The 16,176-nt window shown below is 33.2% G+C and carries 18 protein-coding genes; 4 read left to right on the top strand and 14 right to left on the bottom strand.

Features of this window, described 5'->3' with window-relative positions; genetic code table 11:
• Positions 1-63: 63 nt before the first annotated feature.
• Both BD847_RS16675 and BD847_RS16670 read right to left on the bottom strand, forming a co-directional pair.
• Positions 64-576 carry a gamma carbonic anhydrase family protein gene (locus tag BD847_RS16675; protein ID WP_115889418.1) on the bottom strand — a complete coding sequence of 171 codons (513 nt, stop codon included), beginning with the start codon at positions 574-576 and terminating at the stop codon, positions 64-66.
• A gap of 6 nt (positions 577-582) precedes the next feature.
• Positions 583-1,575, bottom strand: coding sequence for a PorP/SprF family type IX secretion system membrane protein (locus BD847_RS16670; protein WP_115889417.1), 993 nt, complete (start codon positions 1,573-1,575; stop codon positions 583-585).
• A gap of 143 nt (positions 1,576-1,718) precedes the next feature.
• Here BD847_RS16670 and BD847_RS16665 point away from each other — a divergent pair, with 143 nt between their 5' ends.
• The 3 genes from BD847_RS16665 (at position 1,719) to BD847_RS16655 (ending at position 4,071) form a co-directional block, all read left to right on the top strand.
• Positions 1,719-2,618 carry a NifU family protein gene (locus BD847_RS16665; RefSeq protein WP_115889416.1) on the top strand — a complete coding sequence of 300 codons (900 nt, stop codon included), beginning with the start codon at positions 1,719-1,721 and terminating at the stop codon, positions 2,616-2,618.
• Between the two features lie 154 nt (positions 2,619-2,772).
• On the top strand, positions 2,773-3,168 hold the full coding sequence (locus tag BD847_RS16660; protein ID WP_115889415.1) for a YtxH domain-containing protein: 396 nt from the start codon (positions 2,773-2,775) through the stop codon (positions 3,166-3,168).
• Positions 3,169-3,264: 96 nt separating this feature from the next.
• The gene (locus BD847_RS16655) at positions 3,265-4,071 is read left to right on the top strand and encodes a mechanosensitive ion channel family protein (protein ID WP_115889414.1); all 807 of its coding nucleotides are present in this window, start codon (positions 3,265-3,267) and stop codon (positions 4,069-4,071) included.
• A gap of 7 nt (positions 4,072-4,078) precedes the next feature.
• Here the strand turns inward: BD847_RS16655 and tsaB are convergent, their stop codons facing one another.
• The 7 genes from tsaB to BD847_RS16620 form a co-directional block, all read right to left on the bottom strand.
• A complete protein-coding gene (gene tsaB / locus BD847_RS16650; protein ID WP_115889413.1) occupies positions 4,079-4,750 on the bottom strand; it encodes a tRNA (adenosine(37)-N6)-threonylcarbamoyltransferase complex dimerization subunit type 1 TsaB in 672 nt (223 codons plus the stop codon).
• A gap of 27 nt (positions 4,751-4,777) precedes the next feature.
• Positions 4,778-6,070, bottom strand: a complete 1,293-nt coding sequence (locus BD847_RS16645) for an efflux RND transporter periplasmic adaptor subunit (protein ID WP_115889412.1) — start codon at positions 6,068-6,070, stop codon at positions 4,778-4,780.
• A gap of 6 nt (positions 6,071-6,076) precedes the next feature.
• Positions 6,077-7,528 (bottom strand): TolC family protein, encoded by a 1,452-nt coding sequence (locus BD847_RS16640; RefSeq protein WP_115889411.1) that lies wholly within the window; start codon positions 7,526-7,528, stop codon positions 6,077-6,079.
• A gap of 80 nt (positions 7,529-7,608) precedes the next feature.
• Positions 7,609-8,730 carry an efflux RND transporter periplasmic adaptor subunit gene (locus tag BD847_RS16635; RefSeq protein ID WP_115889410.1) on the bottom strand — a complete coding sequence of 374 codons (1,122 nt, stop codon included), beginning with the start codon at positions 8,728-8,730 and terminating at the stop codon, positions 7,609-7,611.
• A gap of 42 nt (positions 8,731-8,772) precedes the next feature.
• Positions 8,773-10,038: an ABC transporter permease gene (locus BD847_RS16630; protein ID WP_115889409.1), complete on the bottom strand. Its 1,266-nt coding sequence runs from the start codon at positions 10,036-10,038 to the stop codon at positions 8,773-8,775.
• Positions 10,039-10,040: 2 nt separating this feature from the next.
• Positions 10,041-11,285: an ABC transporter permease gene (locus tag BD847_RS16625; RefSeq protein WP_115889408.1), complete on the bottom strand. Its 1,245-nt coding sequence runs from the start codon at positions 11,283-11,285 to the stop codon at positions 10,041-10,043.
• Positions 11,278-11,979 carry an ABC transporter ATP-binding protein gene (locus tag BD847_RS16620; protein WP_115889407.1) on the bottom strand — a complete coding sequence of 234 codons (702 nt, stop codon included), beginning with the start codon at positions 11,977-11,979 and terminating at the stop codon, positions 11,278-11,280. Before BD847_RS16620 ends, BD847_RS16625 begins: the two co-directional genes overlap by 8 nt.
• Before the next feature lie 177 nt (positions 11,980-12,156).
• Here BD847_RS16620 and BD847_RS16615 point away from each other — a divergent pair, with 177 nt between their 5' ends.
• Complete coding sequence (locus BD847_RS16615; RefSeq protein ID WP_115889406.1) at positions 12,157-13,563, top strand: DUF4403 family protein; 1,407 nt, start codon at positions 12,157-12,159, stop codon at positions 13,561-13,563.
• A 26-nt stretch (positions 13,564-13,589) separates the two neighbouring features.
• On the opposite strand, the gene BD847_RS16610 is transcribed toward BD847_RS16615, so the two are convergent.
• The 5 genes from BD847_RS16610 to BD847_RS16590 all read right to left on the bottom strand — a co-directional run bounded on the left by BD847_RS16610 (position 13,590) and on the right by BD847_RS16590 (position 16,164).
• The gene (locus BD847_RS16610; RefSeq protein WP_115889405.1) at positions 13,590-13,862 is read right to left on the bottom strand and encodes a hypothetical protein; all 273 of its coding nucleotides are present in this window, start codon (positions 13,860-13,862) and stop codon (positions 13,590-13,592) included.
• A complete protein-coding gene (locus BD847_RS16605) occupies positions 13,852-14,394 on the bottom strand; it encodes a DUF420 domain-containing protein (RefSeq protein WP_115889404.1) in 543 nt (180 codons plus the stop codon). The genes BD847_RS16610 and BD847_RS16605 overlap by 11 nt, the downstream gene beginning before the upstream one ends.
• A 2-nt stretch (positions 14,395-14,396) precedes the next feature.
• Positions 14,397-15,083, bottom strand: coding sequence for an SCO family protein (locus BD847_RS16600; protein ID WP_115889403.1), 687 nt, complete (start codon positions 15,081-15,083; stop codon positions 14,397-14,399).
• 11 nt (positions 15,084-15,094) lie between these two features.
• On the bottom strand, positions 15,095-15,736 hold the full coding sequence (locus tag BD847_RS16595; protein WP_115889402.1) for a hypothetical protein: 642 nt from the start codon (positions 15,734-15,736) through the stop codon (positions 15,095-15,097).
• A 77-nt stretch (positions 15,737-15,813) separates the two neighbouring features.
• A complete protein-coding gene (locus tag BD847_RS16590; RefSeq protein WP_053471657.1) occupies positions 15,814-16,164 on the bottom strand; it encodes a cytochrome C oxidase subunit IV family protein in 351 nt (116 codons plus the stop codon).
• Between the last annotated feature and the right edge of the window lie 12 nt (positions 16,165-16,176).

The raw sequence follows: 16,176 nt of genomic DNA, 5'->3' as shown, positions 1-16,176 counted from the left end.
TCCAAATTCCAATTGAATCTACATCATTGGAATTTGGAATTTTTTATTTGAAATTTATTAAAACTATTCTTTAAACCAGCCAGAATACATTACATAATTGTTTGAAATACGTTCTATTTCTCCCGCAAAGTCTGATTGATCAATATCTTTCACTTTTTTTGCTGGTACGCCCGCATAAATACTTCCAGATTCAACTACCGTATTTTGTGTTATAACTGCTCCTGCAGCAATAATTGAATTGCTTTCTATTACGCAGTTATCCATAACGATTGCACCCATTCCTATTAAAACATTATCATGAACCGTACAGCCGTGCACAATTGCATTGTGGCCAATTGAAACATTATTTCCAATAATTGTTGGATGTTTTTGGTAGGTGCAATGAATAATAGCTCCATCCTGAATATTCACTTTATTTCCAATTTTAATAAAATGTACATCACCGCGAATTACAGCATTAAACCAAACGCTGCACAATTCTCCAAAAGAAACATCACCCACAATTGTGGCGTTTTCAGCAACATAACAATCCTCTGGGATCGAAGGAGATTTTCCGTTTACAGATTTAATCAACATATCATTTTAATTAATAGCAGGACAATTACAATCGTAACGCTCCTTTTTACAAAATAGGTTAACTCCCAAAGTAATTTGATGATAACCACCTGTATCAAATTTCACATCTCCAGTTACTTGAGTGTAAGTATAAGCAAACATGAAATTATTAAAGTTTATTCCAACAATCGGAGTAAAGTATTGCAATTTTTGAGATTGAACTCCGCTTGACGTAATGTATTGTGCTCCATCAAAACTTCTTCTATAAGAAAGTGCTGCCCACAAACTTCCAAAGTCCATGTTTTTGTAGCCTTTCATATTCAAATCGATTGATTTTTCTTTAGTCTGATCAAAAATCTGAAACAAAATAGAAGGTTCCCAGGTGAAACTTTCTCTTTTTCCAAAAACATAACCAGCACTCAGTAAAAATTTTCTCAGATTATCACTTTCATAATCGGAATATAAATCTCTTCTTGTTTCAATTAATCCCTGAACTGTAGCGTGCGCATAGAAGTCCAGATAATTATAAGAAGCACCAACATCAAGATTGAAATAAGTGTCATTTTGAACTCCTCCAAAAATTAAAGGGTCATTATTGGTCGGACCAAATTTTGTCTCGTCCAACTGATTCTGAATTACGCCTCCGCTAATACCAAATGAAAGCTGATTCAAATCAATTTCATCTCTTGAAAACATAATATGATGTGCATAAGTAAGCTTTAATCCTTTTTGCGAATGATAACCATTTTTATCATTAAATAATATAATTCCGGCACCAGAACGCTCTCCCACTCTTCCATTGAAACTAAGTGTCTGAAGTGAAGGCGCATCTTCCTGTCCGAACCATTGCTTTCTGGCAGTCAGCCTAATTTTTGCACAATTTGCCGCACCAGCCATAGAAGGATGAATCAAATAATAATTATCTGACAAATAATCAGAATAAACAGGAATTCCTTCCTGTGAATAAGTGTAAATTGACGCTAAACAAAAAACAATTAAAATCCTGATTCTAAATCCCATATAAACAAAATTGTTTAAATATATTTTTGACTCTTCTAATTTCGTACGATTTATTTGAAAAGAGTCTTAATTATTTTATTAAAAAATCAAATATAGGTATTAGTAGAAAATAACTTTAGTAAATTTGCAAAAAATTACATACCATGACAAAAATCACTATAAGAGAAACGCAAAATCCCACTATATTAAAATTTGAATTCGAAGATTTTATTACACAGAATCAAAACTTTGAATTTAAAAATATTGATGAGGCACAATCTTCACCTTTAGCACAACAATTGTTTTACCTTCCATTTGTAAAAACGGTTTATATTTCCGGAAATTTTATTGCAATCGAAAGATACAGCATTGTTGACTGGCACGATGTAAAAGATGCGGTTTCCGAGCAAATTGCTGCTTTTGTTGACAAAGGCGGAGTTATCATTAAAATTGATGAAAACCAGCCTAAAAAACAACCAATTACGGTTTACGGAGAAACAACGCCAAATCCTTCAGCTTTAAAATTTGTAGTTAGCAGAATGTTGACCCGAAATGCTGTAGAATACAAAAACATAGACCAGACTGCATCTTCTCCACTTGCTCAGGAATTATTTAAATTCCCTTACGTGAAAGAAATTTTTATTGATGAAAATTATATTTCGGTAACAAAATATGAAATCAATAACTGGGACGAAATCACTCTTGAATTAAGAACTTTCATTAAACAATTTATCGAAAACGGAGGAACTGTTTTAGACGAAAGTTTAATTGAAACAAAAGCTAAAAACGATGTTGCCAAAGATGAGGCATTTGATAAACTAGATGTTACTTCTCAGCAAATCATCAATATCCTGGAAGAATATGTAAAACCTGCAGTTGCTGCCGATGGTGGAAATATTGCTTTTGATTCTTATAATGAAGACAACAAAACAGTAAAAGTAATTTTACAAGGTGCTTGCAGCGGTTGTCCGTCATCGACTTTTACTTTAAAAAGCGGTATCGAAAACATGCTTAAAAGTATGCTGAATGATGAAGCAATTACGGTTGAAGCTTTGAATGCTTAATATTAAAATATACAATCAAAAAAAAGTCCGCAAATTGCGGACTTTTTTTTATACAATATCTATCGCGCTTATTTTCAGTAAATTATTCCTTAAAAAACATTGTAATTATCTAAAATAGTTTAATATTGTAAGCTAAACCAATCAAAATAAAACTATGGGATTATCATCTTTTTTTAAAAATCTATTCGGTTCAACCAAAGAATCGGTAACTGAATTGGCAAACAATGCCGAAACCACTTTTGAACAAGCTAAAGAAGCAGCAGCTCCTTATATTGAGCAGGCAGAAACTTTTGCAGAAGAGACCATCGCTAAAGCAAAAGTTGCTTCAGAACCAATAATTGAAACTGCAACTGAATATGCGCATCAGGCTCAGGAAGTTGTAAGCGAATATGCCGAAAAAGCTTCTGACGCAATAAGTGATGTTATCGAAACTATAAAAGAAAAAACTTCTAATACTGTTGATGATACCAAAAAAATTGTAACTGAAACTGTTGTTGATGAGAGTGAACCAGCTATTGAAGCAGCTGATGATGTAGCACACAAGGAATAAACGACATTCTTTTCTTATAAAAGTAAATATTTTTATATTTGCAAAAGTTATTCACCTTCTCATCAGAGAAGGTTTTTTTATCCTTAAAACACAAATATGAGCCCAGAACAGTTAAGCACTTATGCAACTAAATTCATTGATATATTAATTGGTTATTCTCCAAAATTAATCTCAGCATTTCTTGTTTTATTTGTTGGTTTATATGCCATCAGATTAATAAACAGATCAATCAGAAGAATAATGGTAAAACGAAATTTAGATCCAACACTGACTAAATTTCTTGCCGATATTTTATTATGGGCGCTCCGAATTTTATTGTTTGTAACCTTTATTTCAAACCTCGGAATTCCGACTACCTCATTTGTCACGATTTTAGGAGCGATGGGACTTGCAATTGGTTTGTCATTACAAGGTTCGCTATCGAATTTTGCAGGCGGAATGCTGATTATTGTTTTCAAACCATTTAAAGTTGGAGATACTATTGAAGCACAAGGTGTTATTGCTACTGTTTTAGAAATTCAGATTTTTGTTACCAAAATGCTTACCGGAAATAATCAGACCGTTTTTGTTCCAAATGGTGCTTTGTCAAACGGAACAATTATTAATTATTCAATGCAGGGAGAAAGAAGAGCAGATTTAACCTTTTCGGTCTCTTATGATTCTGACATCAAAAAAGCGAAAGACGTACTTTTGGATGTTTTAAATAAAAACCCAAAAGTGCTTAAAAATCCTGCACCTGAGGTTTTTGTAAAGAATTTATCAGCAAGTTCTGTAGATTTTGCAGTGCGTCCGTGGGCAAAAAACGCGAATTACGGAGCCGTTTTTTCTGAAACTTTAGAGAACTGCAAAACAGCATTAGACGAAGCAGGAATTTCTGTTCAGCCGTTTACACTTCAAAAATAAGATGATTTTATTTTTTTGATGGCAAGGTCATCATAAAATCTTTCAAATAATAAGGTTCAAAATAAGCGACATCTACGGTGTCGCTTTTTTGATACTTATCATAACTGATTTTACTCATATCTTTTGCCGATGGATATTTTATTTCTTCTAAAAACACAAAATTTGACTTTGTTAAAACCGGCTTGCACTTTTCGGCACAATCGCCAACAAAATAAAGTTTTTCGCTAAAATCTTTAAAAGAATCTTCAGTAATAATTTCTGCCTGAATAGCTCTTTCAACTTCTAAATCAGCATTAAAAATTTCGCTATACACTTCCATTCTTCTTGCATCAAGCATCGGGATAATTTTTCCATCAGAAACCTTTGCCTGTGATGCTAAAGTTTTTAACGTATCAACTGCGATCAAAGGAATATTTAATGCAAAACATAAGCCTTTAGCTGCAGAAACTCCAATTCTCAAGCCTGTATAAGAACCTGGTCCCTGACTTACTGCTATTGCATCTAAATCCTGAACAGAAACACCGGATTCTGCAATTGCTTCTTCTATAAAAACATGAAGTTTTTCAGCATGCGAATATCCTTCTTCAGCAATTTCTTTGCATAAAATAGTTTCTCCATTTTTTGCTATTGATACTGAACAATTTTTCGTCGCTGTTTCGATATTGAGAATAAAAGACAAGGTATTTAATTTTAATATTATTAATATTTATTTTTTAGGCGCTTCTGCTTTTTTAAGCTTCACTTTATCACCCGAATTTAATTCTTTTGAAACCGTTGTATAAGGTCCAGTAATTACTACATCGCCTGCTTTCAAACCAGACATTACCTCAATATTAGTATCATCCTGAATTCCGGTTTTAATGATTCTAATTTTGGCTTTATCGCCAACTTTCACAAAAACACATTCGAATTTTTTATCACTTTTCGGGGCTGCTTTTTTATCTTCGTTAGGATCATCAACTTTAAACTCTTTTACGGCTGTAGTGTCAGATTTTACAACAACAGAACTAATTGGCACTCCCAATACATTTGTTTTGGTTGTTGTGATAATATCAACCGTTGCTGTCATTCCGGGTCTGAAAGGCGAATATGCCGCCGGTTTTCCCTCCAACAACTCTTTATAAGAATCTTTCAGAATTCGAACTTTTACTTTAAAATTCGTAACCTGATCCGAGGTTAATGTTGTACTTGCAGAATTTGAAATACTGGTTACAACGCCTCTGAATTTCTTTTTGAGATAGGCATCAACTTCAACATTTGCTTCGTCGCCAATTTTAATTTTTACAATATCATTTTCATTAACATCAACTTCAACTTCCATATTGTTAAGGTTGGCAACTCTCAAAAGTTCTGTCCCTGCCATTTGCTGCGTTCCTAAAACACGTTCTCCCAACTCCACATTTAATACAGAAATTGTACCGTCTGCAGGAGAATAAATAGTAGTTCGCCCTAAGTTATCTCTAGCTTCGGTAACTGAAGCTGTCGCACTTTGAACATTATAATATGAACTTTGTTTTGTCGCTTTGGCCACTTCATAACTAGAAACAGCTTTGTCCCAATCTGATTTTGAGATTACACCTTTGTCATACAATGTTTTATTACGATCGTAATTAGCTTTTGCTTCCTTAAAACTTGCATCAGATTGTGTCAGACCCGCTTTAGTTCCTGCTAAATTTGCCACAGAACGCTCTAAACCTGAGGTATATAAATCCGGATTTATTTTCACTAATAAATCACCTTTTTTAACCACCTGACCTTCTTTTACATTTAATGCAATAATTTCACCGGAAACCATTGAAGCAATTTTAACTTCAATTTCAGGCTGAATTTTTCCAGTTGCCGAAACGGTTTCGACAATAGTTGAAGCAGTAACTTTTGAAATCTCTACTTCTTTTCCTTCATCTTTATTTCCTATAACTCCTGATTTCGACAAACCTATTAAAGCGGCAATAATTATAATTGCACCACCAACTAAGAAATAAATTGTTTTTTTTGACATAGTAAATTATTTTGCAGGAATTGGAACAATTGGAATTCCGAAATAGAATTCAAGTATTTTTATTTTGAATATATAATCATATTTTGTTCTAATAACTTCAGTTTGTGCATTCGTCAATAATGTTTGTGCCTGCGAAAAATCGAAAGAATTCATTAAGCCAACATCATACTTTTCTTTTGCATAATTGTAAGCCTGCTGTCTTGCTTCTAAAGTTACTGTTGCAGATTCGAATGTATTTAGTGCACCTTTCGCATTTGTAAAAGCTGTATAAACGTTACGTTGCAAATCTAAACTTTTTTGTTCTAAATCTATTTTAGATTTTTCTAAACTTACTTTATTACGCTCTACATTATTTCTTGCTGAGAACCCGTTAAAAATCGGAACGTTTAATTGTAACCCAAAAGATTGCCCTTTATTATCATTAAACTGATCCAAAATTGGCGGTGCACCTCCTAAAACAGGAACAAAATTATTAGTTAATACTGCCTGATTCGTTCCTTCTACAAAACCAATCTGAGATGTTGGATTTGCAGTATTTGGAGTTGAACCTGTAATAACATCTGAATAACTTGCTCTTGTATTAAAATTATAGAATGCACTCAAAGTTGGCTGATAGGCTCCTTTGGCAATAGCAACATTTTTTTCTGCAATTTCAAGATTGGCTTGTGCCAATTTCAATTCAGTTCTCGTTTCTTTTGCCTTATTGTAAATATCAATTGGACTTTGAGCCATGATATTGTTCTCATCTTTTGCATTTGTGTCATCAATTACATCAAAATCGGCAAATTCTTTTAATTGTAAAAGTTGAGCTAAACTCAATTTAGAGATCAGTAAATTATTCTCTGAAACCGTAATATTTTGCTTATCCGTAGCAATAGTAGCTTTTAAATCGAATAAATCGCCACGCGGAATTGTACCAGCATTAACCATTTCTTCAGAACGTTTTAAACGTTTTTCGTCAATAGCCAATTGTTCTATTTTTACTTTCAAATCTTCTTTGTAACCCAAAATCTGAAGAAAAGCATTCGCAACATTCAATGAGATATCTTCCTGCATTTTCAACAATTGGTATTCAGATGCAATGATAGACAGCTTTGCTTTTCTATACGCATTTTGATTTTGAAGACCTTTATAAATATCAACTCCCGCACCTATACCAACTGATGAATATTGTGTAGTTGAGTTACGCAAAATACCCGTTGTAACATCCTGGTTCAAACCAATATTCCAGGAATGTGAAGCATTTCCATTTACTGAAGGAAGAAAATTACCTAATGCTCCTTTTTTATCAATCTCAGCATTATTTACGTCTAACTCTGATAGTTTTATGGTAATATTATGATCAAGTGCATATCTCACACATTCTTCTAATGTCCATTGTTTTGTCTGCGCCTGCCCAGATAATGCAAATCCAAAAAGCATGGCAAAAACAAGACTATTATATTTATTTATTTTCATATATTTTGAATGAAGGCACAGAAAAAGACTGTGCAAATTTAACATTTTTAAAAACCCAAAAACTCCTTTAAATAATCAAATTATTTTTTTTCCTTGTCTCCTTCGTTTATCAAACCTTGATTCCAGATTTTAATTTTATCTGAATCTTTGATACCGCTTTTAACCTGAACATAGATTCCGTCACTAACTCCTAACACAAGATCTCTTCTTTGAAATTTTTGAGGAGAAGTTTCTACTTCAACATATGGTTTTTGAGTTTTTTTGTCAAATTGAACCAACGATTCCTTAATAGCCAAAACTTTATCGGCTTTCTCCAAAATAATTGAGGCATTTGCACTTAAGCCCGCTCTAATAAAAGTTGCGTCTCTGTTTTCCAAAGAAGCTTTTATCTCAAACTGAATTGCACCATTTTCTGTAACTCCTTTTGGTGCAATATCTGTTAATGAAGCATCAAATTTTTTATTTTCTATTGCTCCAACAGTAATCTCAATAGGCATTTTTTCCTTGATTTTACCTACTTCAGATTCATCAATTTTTCCAATAAAAATCATTCTTCCAACATCTGCAACGCTGGCAATAGTAGTTCCTTCGTTAAAATTATTACTTTCAATAACCTGATTACCAACTTTCACAGGCACTGCCAACACCATTCCGTTTACCGTAGAACGTATTAAAGTATTTGCATAATTCCCTAGTGAAGTAGTTGTTCCTGTTTTTACAATATCCAAACTTTGTTTGGCTGCCAAATAATTCTGTTTTGCCTGTTTGTAAGCTACTTGGGCAGCATCAAAATCATTTGCAGAAATTACATCTTTATCAAATAATGTTTTTTGTCTCTGATAAATTTTCTCTTGGTTATCTAAAGCAATTTTTGCTGTTTGAACCTGATTTTGAGTACTACTAACATTAGAAACGTTGGCAACAACTCTAATTTTAGCGATCATATCTCCCGCTTTAATTTTCTCGCCGGCTTTGATATATACTTCTTCGATAATTCCTGAGATGTTCGGTTTGATTAGTACCTCTTCATCAGGCTGAATATTACCCGTTGCAATAGTGTTTTTTACGATCGTTTTAATCTCAGCTTTCTCGGTTTGAAAAACAATCGGCGACTCTTGATTCTTAGCATACAAATAGTAAAGTGCTCCAAAGAAAACTATAGCAATAAAGATTAAAATGGTTACGGTTACTCCTTTTTTCATTTTGTTTTTGGTTTAATACGATTATATTTTTTGATTGATAATTTATTCTGTTCGCAAAGCATCAACAGGCTTTACATTTATTGCGGTCTGTGCCGGTATGAACCCTGCAAGCAAACCAGATCCTACTAATATTAATAAAGCCACAAATACAACTCCTAAATCGACGCTTGGATTTGCAAACATTGTATTGCTGTCCGGCGGCATCGAATCTAATGCCATATTCAAAATGGCGATGATACCCGTAGCAACTGCAATTCCTAACATTCCCGAAATGATTGTTAAAAATATGGATTCAGATAAAATTTGGCCTCGTATTGCACTTGGTGTAGCACCTAATGCTCTGCGAATTCCGATTTCTTTTGTACGTTCTTTAACTACAATAAGCATAATATTTGAAATCCCGATTACCCCCGAAATCAAAACCAACGTCCCTACAAAATAAGCGATGATTTTCAAGATATTAAACAAACTTTGAACTTTATTGAATTGTTCATACAAATCAAAATTACCTACCGCTCTATCATCTGTTGGATTTATCGAATGCAAAGCTTTGATTATTTCCAGAATTTTTGGTTTTAAATCGGTTATTGATGTTTCATCCTTTGCGGTAAGTGCCATCCAGCCAACTTTATCTCCATAATTGAATGCTTGCTGAAAAGTCGTAAACGGAATAAAGATATTCTTTTGCTCCTGCTCTGCATTTCCTCCTTGTTGTTTTGATTTATAAACCCCAACAACCATAAAGTTTATGCTATTTATTTTAATATAAGTTCCTACAGCTTCTTCCTCTTTTCCGTAAAGTTCGCTGATAACACCTTTACCAATTACACAAACTTTTCTTTTTTCTGTAATATCCTGTTGGTTAACAAAACGCCCTTTAATGATGTCCATAGGTTGTTGTTTAATCAACTCCGGATAATCTCCATAAATGGTAAAAGCTGAAGTTTTTGTTCCTCTGACAACATTGTTTGTACCATTGAAATCTCCGAGCTGATTTCTTGGTGAAACATATAATAAATCAGGCAAAGCAGCCTTTAAAGCAGCAACATCACTATTTCTGAAATCATAGCGGCGCGTTTTTGGCAATCCTTTATAGGCTTTCGATGTTGTCTGACTCCACATAAACATCGTATTGGTAGCAATTCCGTCAAATCCTTTTTTAATACCGTTTTCAAGTCCGTTTCCTGCTGCAAGCAAAATCACCAGGATAAATATTCCCCAGAAAACACCAAAAGCGGTCAGAATAGTCCTAAAAGGATTTGCCGTTAAGGCTTGTAAAATTTCTTCCCAATTATCTTTCTTAAACATAATTATTCGTCTCTAAGTGCTACAATAGGTTTAATTTTGGCCGCTCTGTAAGCTGGAAAAAATCCTGCCATTGCTCCGGCAAACACAAGTAAAACAAGTGTTGTTAATGCTACCGAAAAATCTACTTCGGGATTTCTAAAATACTCGCTCTGAACCAGCGGACCAACAAACTCTAATAATAAAAGACTTGCCAACAACCCAACAAAACCAGCAATAGTTGTAATAAAAATAGACTCATGGAGAATCATTGTAATAATCGAAAAAGGCGATGCTCCCAATGCTTTTCGAATCCCAATTTCTTTTGTTCGTTCTTTAACTATAATTAGCATGATATTACTAACTCCAACGACTCCGGCAATAATCGTACAAATACCAACCCACCAGAAGAACAGTCTTATATATAAATTCAGATCATAAAACTGTTTAGCATCTTTAACCGAGTTATAAGCTCCAATTCCGCTGTCATCTTCAGGAGCAACCATATTTTTACTTTTCAGTAAATTCTTTAAATCCTGAGTAAATTTTTCAGACTGCGCCAAGGCTTCATCATAATCATTTGTCTTTTTCAGTGTAAAAAACATGTTACTGATTTTATCCCCGGCTCCAAAAGCTCTTTGCACCGTAGTCAAAGGCAAATAGGCTCTTGCCTCTTCTCTTTCCCCTCCCGGATCTGTAAAAATACCAACTACTTTAAAATTGATATTATTGATTTGTATTTCTTTTCCAAGAGCATCCTGATCTTTAAACAAATCCGTTTTAATCTTCATACCAATAACAGCAACTTTTTCATTATTCTCTAAATCTTTGCTATTAACATATCGGCCCTGAACGATTACCAGATTTTCAATTCCACCATAATCAGGATTAACACCTCTGTATTGGTAATTCCCATTTTCTTTACCATAGACAAATTGTGCTCCCCAATAATTCTGTGTTGAAGCTCTTAATTCTAATTTATCTTCAAATTTTTGAACAGATTGATTATAGTCACTATTTCGAAACTGAACCTGTCTTCCTGGGTTCAATCCTTTATATTCCTTTGTGGTTGTACCGGTCCATACCTCAATAATTCCGGCTGCATCACGCTCGAATTGCTTTTCGATACCATTTTGAAGTCCTTTTCCAGCACCGAGTAAAATCACCAGAATAAAAATCCCTGATGCTACCGAAATTCCTGTTAGGAATGTTCGCAAACGGTTTTTGGAGATGGCCTCAAATATTTCCTGCCAACGCTCAATATTAAACATAAGATGAAGCTCTAACTTGTTCTACCTTTTTATCATCGATAATTAATCCATCTTTCAGGACAACATTTCTTTTGCACATTGCGGCAATATCAGGTTCATGCGTAACGATCAAAATGGTTTTTCCTTCATCGTTAATACCTTGAATAAGTTCCATTACTTCATATGAAGTTTTGGTATCCAATGCACCTGTTGGCTCATCGGCCAACAAAACTTTTGGATTTGAAGCTAATGCTCTCGCGATTGCAACACGTTGTTTTTGACCTCCGGAAAGTTCATTTGGTAAATGATGTGAGTGTGACCCCAATCCAACTTTTTCCAAATATTTCATTGCAATTTCGTAGCGCTCTTTTCTTTTTATACCTTGATAATAAAGCGGCATCGCGACATTATCAAGCGCACTTTTATAGTTAATTAAATTAAATGATTGAAAAACAAAACCTAAAAACTTATTTCTGTATTTTGAAGCAAGAGTTTCATTAAGTTTTTTAATTGGTGTTTTATCTAATGTATAACTACCAGAATCAGCCTCGTCCAAAATTCCAAGGATATTAAGCAGCGTAGATTTACCAGATCCTGAAGATCCCATAATAGCCACCAATTCTCCTTCTTCAATGTTAAAATTAATACCTTTTAACACATGCAATTCTGAACTTCCCATTTTATAGGATTTATGCAAATCTTTGATTTCAATCATGGTAATGTTAAATTTTTAAACAATAATACTTCTTTTTATAAGTAAATTATGATAACAAAACGTTAATAATTTCGTTCTAATATCTAAATAAGACGGTTAATAGTATCAATTGTTACACTTTTTTAAGATAATTTAATTGTTTTTTTAATTTTGCAATATCTAAAAAAATCATTGCTAATGAAATTTTTTTCTACGCTCTCTTTACTTTCAATGTTTACAGTACTTGTCAGCTGTTCTACATCTCAAAAACTGGAAACTTTAAAACCTGAACCGGACGACGCAAGTCCATTGATGTATGATGCAAATCCATCTTTTATAAATTTGCCCATTACGGTAAAGTTAAACGATATTGAAAATCAAACCAATACAATCTTAAATGGATTGATCTACGAAGACAATACTATTGAAGATGATGATATCGAAATAAAAATCTGGAAACAAGCTCCTATAAAAATCCAGAATGATCCATCAAATCCGGATAAAAAGATAAAAACAATTTTACCTTTAAAAGCTGCTATTAAATATCGCATCGGGACCAAGAAACTGGGCATCGAACTGTACGACGTTCGTGAATTCAACCTTAACGGAATTATCACATTATCCAGCGACATTGCTTTAACAAACTGGAAATTGAGTACCAAAACAGAATTCAAATCATTGGATTGGAGCGAAAGCCCAACGATGACCGTATTCGGAAAAAACATGCCTATTACCTATTTAATTAATCCGGCAATTTCTATTTTCAAATCTAAAATTGAAAAGAAAATAGACGAAGCAATTGAAAAGTCAATGGATTTCAAGCCGAATGTCATGTCAGCACTTGAAAAAATCTGTACACCATTTCAGATGAGTGATACCTATGAAAGCTGGCTGAGAATAGTTCCGGTTGAAATTTATTCAACCAATGCAAAATTAAAAAACGATTCTTTTTTACTTGATATGGGAATGAAGTGCAATATGGAAACCATTATCGGAAAACAACCGGAATCTAAATTTAATGCAAGTAAAATCACATTAAAACCTGTGACAAAAATTCCGAATCAAATTTCAGCAAATATCGCCGCAATTTCAAGTTATGTTGATGCTTCAAAAATTATGACTAAGAATTTTGCCGGTCAGGAATTTGGCTCAGGAAGTAAAAAAGTAACAGTAAAAAATGTCTCTATTTGGCATAAAGACGGCAAAATGGTAATCGCTCTTGATGTTTTAGGCTCTATAAACGGAACATTATACTTAAATGGATTTCCGCAATACAATCCTCAAACCAAAGAGATTTTCTTTGACAAACTTGATTATGTTTTAGACACCAAAAGTAAAGTAATGCGAACTGCAAGTTGGTTGGGACAAGGTTATATCCTAAGAAAAATGGAAGAAAGCTGTCGTTATTCTATTCAACCCAATTTAGAAGAAGGCAAAAAGAATATGGCATCTTATCTAAAAAACTACTCCCCAATGCCAGGTGTATTTGTAAACGGAAAAATGGAAGATATTCAGTTTGATAAAATTCAACTGACCAATCAGGCGATTATAGCTTTCATCAAAATAAACGGAACAGTAAATGTTTCTGTTGATGGATTGAAATAAAAAAATAAAAAAAATGCAATATAAATTTATACTGCATTTTTCTTTTTAGATCGGTACATCCTATAAATCAGATAACCTATTATCGCGACAAGCAAATACGGAATTACCATTAGATAAACGATTCCATCATTTACCGCTTCAGCTTTCTTTACATTCGAATCACCTGCAAGCGCTGCGCGACACATCGCACATTGAGCATTTGAAGAAACTCCAATCAGAAAAATACAAATTCCAAAAAACAGTTTTTGAAAATTGGAATTTGGGTTTTGAAATTTTAGTATTTTATTTTTAGTGTACATAGTAAGGAGAAATCATTAAATAAACTATAACACCCGTAACCGCAACATACAACCAAAGTGGAAAAGTAATTTTAGCTATTTTTTTGTGTCTGTCAAATCTTTTTGCAAGTGCTCTTACATAAGTAATCAACACTAAAGGAATAATTGCAATAGACAATAAAATATGAGTTACTAAAATAAAAAAATACACATAACGTATAATTCCTTCACCGCCAAATTTAGTCGAATCTGAAGTCATATGATACGCAACGTACATAACCAAAAACGCAACCGATAACGCAATCGCAAAAGTCATTAAACGTTCATGTAATTTAAGCTTTCCGTTTTTAACAGCTATTACAGCCCAAACCAAAACAATAGCTGTAACACCATTAGTTGTCGCATAAATTGGAGGTAAAAATGAAAGCGGTTCAACATTAAAACCAAAATCTTTCAACTTTACGCCAAATAAAATCGCCACTACAACCGGAATTACAATTGAGACAGCAACAATAAATTTGCTGAATTTTTTTTCTAAAGAATTATCTTCCATTTTTATTCTTCTAATAATATTTTTATGTCTTGCTGAATATCTCTAACTCCTTTTTTATCCAAACCATCATAGTAAAGAATCGGATTTCCATAATCATCTTTTCTGCAACGAATATTGCCATCTTTATCTACTAAAGCAAAAAGCCCGGAATGTTCAAAACCACCGCTCACTTTTTCATTTTCACCTGCATACAGATTAAAGCCTTTGTTAGACAAATCCATAATAGTTGCTTTGTCCCCAGTTAAGAAATTCCAGTTTGAAGATTTTACACCTAACAATTTCGCATGATCCTTTAAAACCTGAGCAGTATCGTGTGCAGGATCTATTGTAATAGAAACAATTCCGAAATTAGGATTTCCAAAAAAAGTTTTCTCAATTTCCAACATGCTCAAATTCATTTTTGGGCAAATTGAAGGACAGGTAGTAAAGAAAAATTCTAACACATAAACTTTTCCTTTATAGCTCTCATTTGACACTTTCTTATTATCCTGATTGGTCAATTCAAATTTAGGAGCTGGGCCAATAGTCAATAATTTCGTATCTTTTGAAGATTTCAGACCTACATTGTCTAAGCGATTTCCTTTTACAACTTCATCATTTTTTATTCTGTTTACAATTTTTGGCACTGCATATATTCCGAAAATCAAAACAATAAACGAAATACCGATGTAAGATTTATTTTTGAACATTATAAGTAATTTTAAAGTTGTTTAGTGGCATTATGATTCTTTTTCAAAGCAGCTCTGTATTCGTACAAAATAATCTTAAAATCATCAAGCATTTCATTACTTAATTCAGATGGATGAAAAGTATCGTAACCTTCCTTATACTCTTCTTTATCTTTTCTACCTCTAAGATTTCTTTCTTTGTCAACAATATAAACATTTGATGTCCCAAGTTTTGAATCCAATTTCCCTTTTAAATGAAGTTGATTATAAAATTGCTGAATTTCATCTGGTGAAGCAAAAACAAAATTCCATCCCGCAACATCTGTAAAAGGCTTAAGTGCGTCAACAAGTTTCTGCGCTTCAGGTTCAGTTCCTAAAGGACAAACAACCACAAACTGCAGATCTTCAAATCCGTTGTAGCGCTTGTAAATTTTCTCATTTAAATTAAAAAAGTTACCTCTATGTTCCAAAATATCAGAACCAGAAAAACCCAGAACCGTAATCTTCTTATCTAAAGAGACTTTCTTACCGTCTAAAGATTTCCAATTGCCAAAGTCAGCAATTTTAGGAGTTATCGTAGGAAGTTTTGTAAAACTATTTACACCAGAAGCAAAAAATAAATAAGCAACAATTGGCAAAACAAAAAGCACAAAAAGAACTATATTTTTTTTCATTGTATTAACGGAAGTTTTGAGGTACAAAAATAAAAAAAGCTCCGTTAATCGGAGCTTCTTTTCGAATTAATATCATGTTAAAAATTCCATTTAATAGTAGAATCTTTAAAAACCCCATAAATATAATGTCCTTCTGTTAACAGGATGAACAATAAATATAATACCAGGAAAATAACTGGTGATACAACAGACCATCTTAGACTGCTTTTTTCACCTTCCATGTGCATGAATGCCCATACTATATAATAAGCTTTGAAAATTGTAAGGATATAGAAAATCCAGTTCAACAAGTTCAAACCTACAAAATGATTAAATTCTAATACTCCCGGTTTGTAGATACCAAGAATAACCTCTACTGTAGTTACTACAGACAATAATGCAAAAACAAACCAGATTCTTTTTGTATTTGATACGTGCTCGTGTGACATAATAATTAAAAT

This window comes from Flavobacterium cutihirudinis, from assembly GCF_003385895.1.
In the GTDB taxonomy this organism is placed as follows: domain Bacteria; phylum Bacteroidota; class Bacteroidia; order Flavobacteriales; family Flavobacteriaceae; genus Flavobacterium; species Flavobacterium cutihirudinis.
This window is presented reverse-complemented; position numbering and strand designations above follow the sequence as displayed.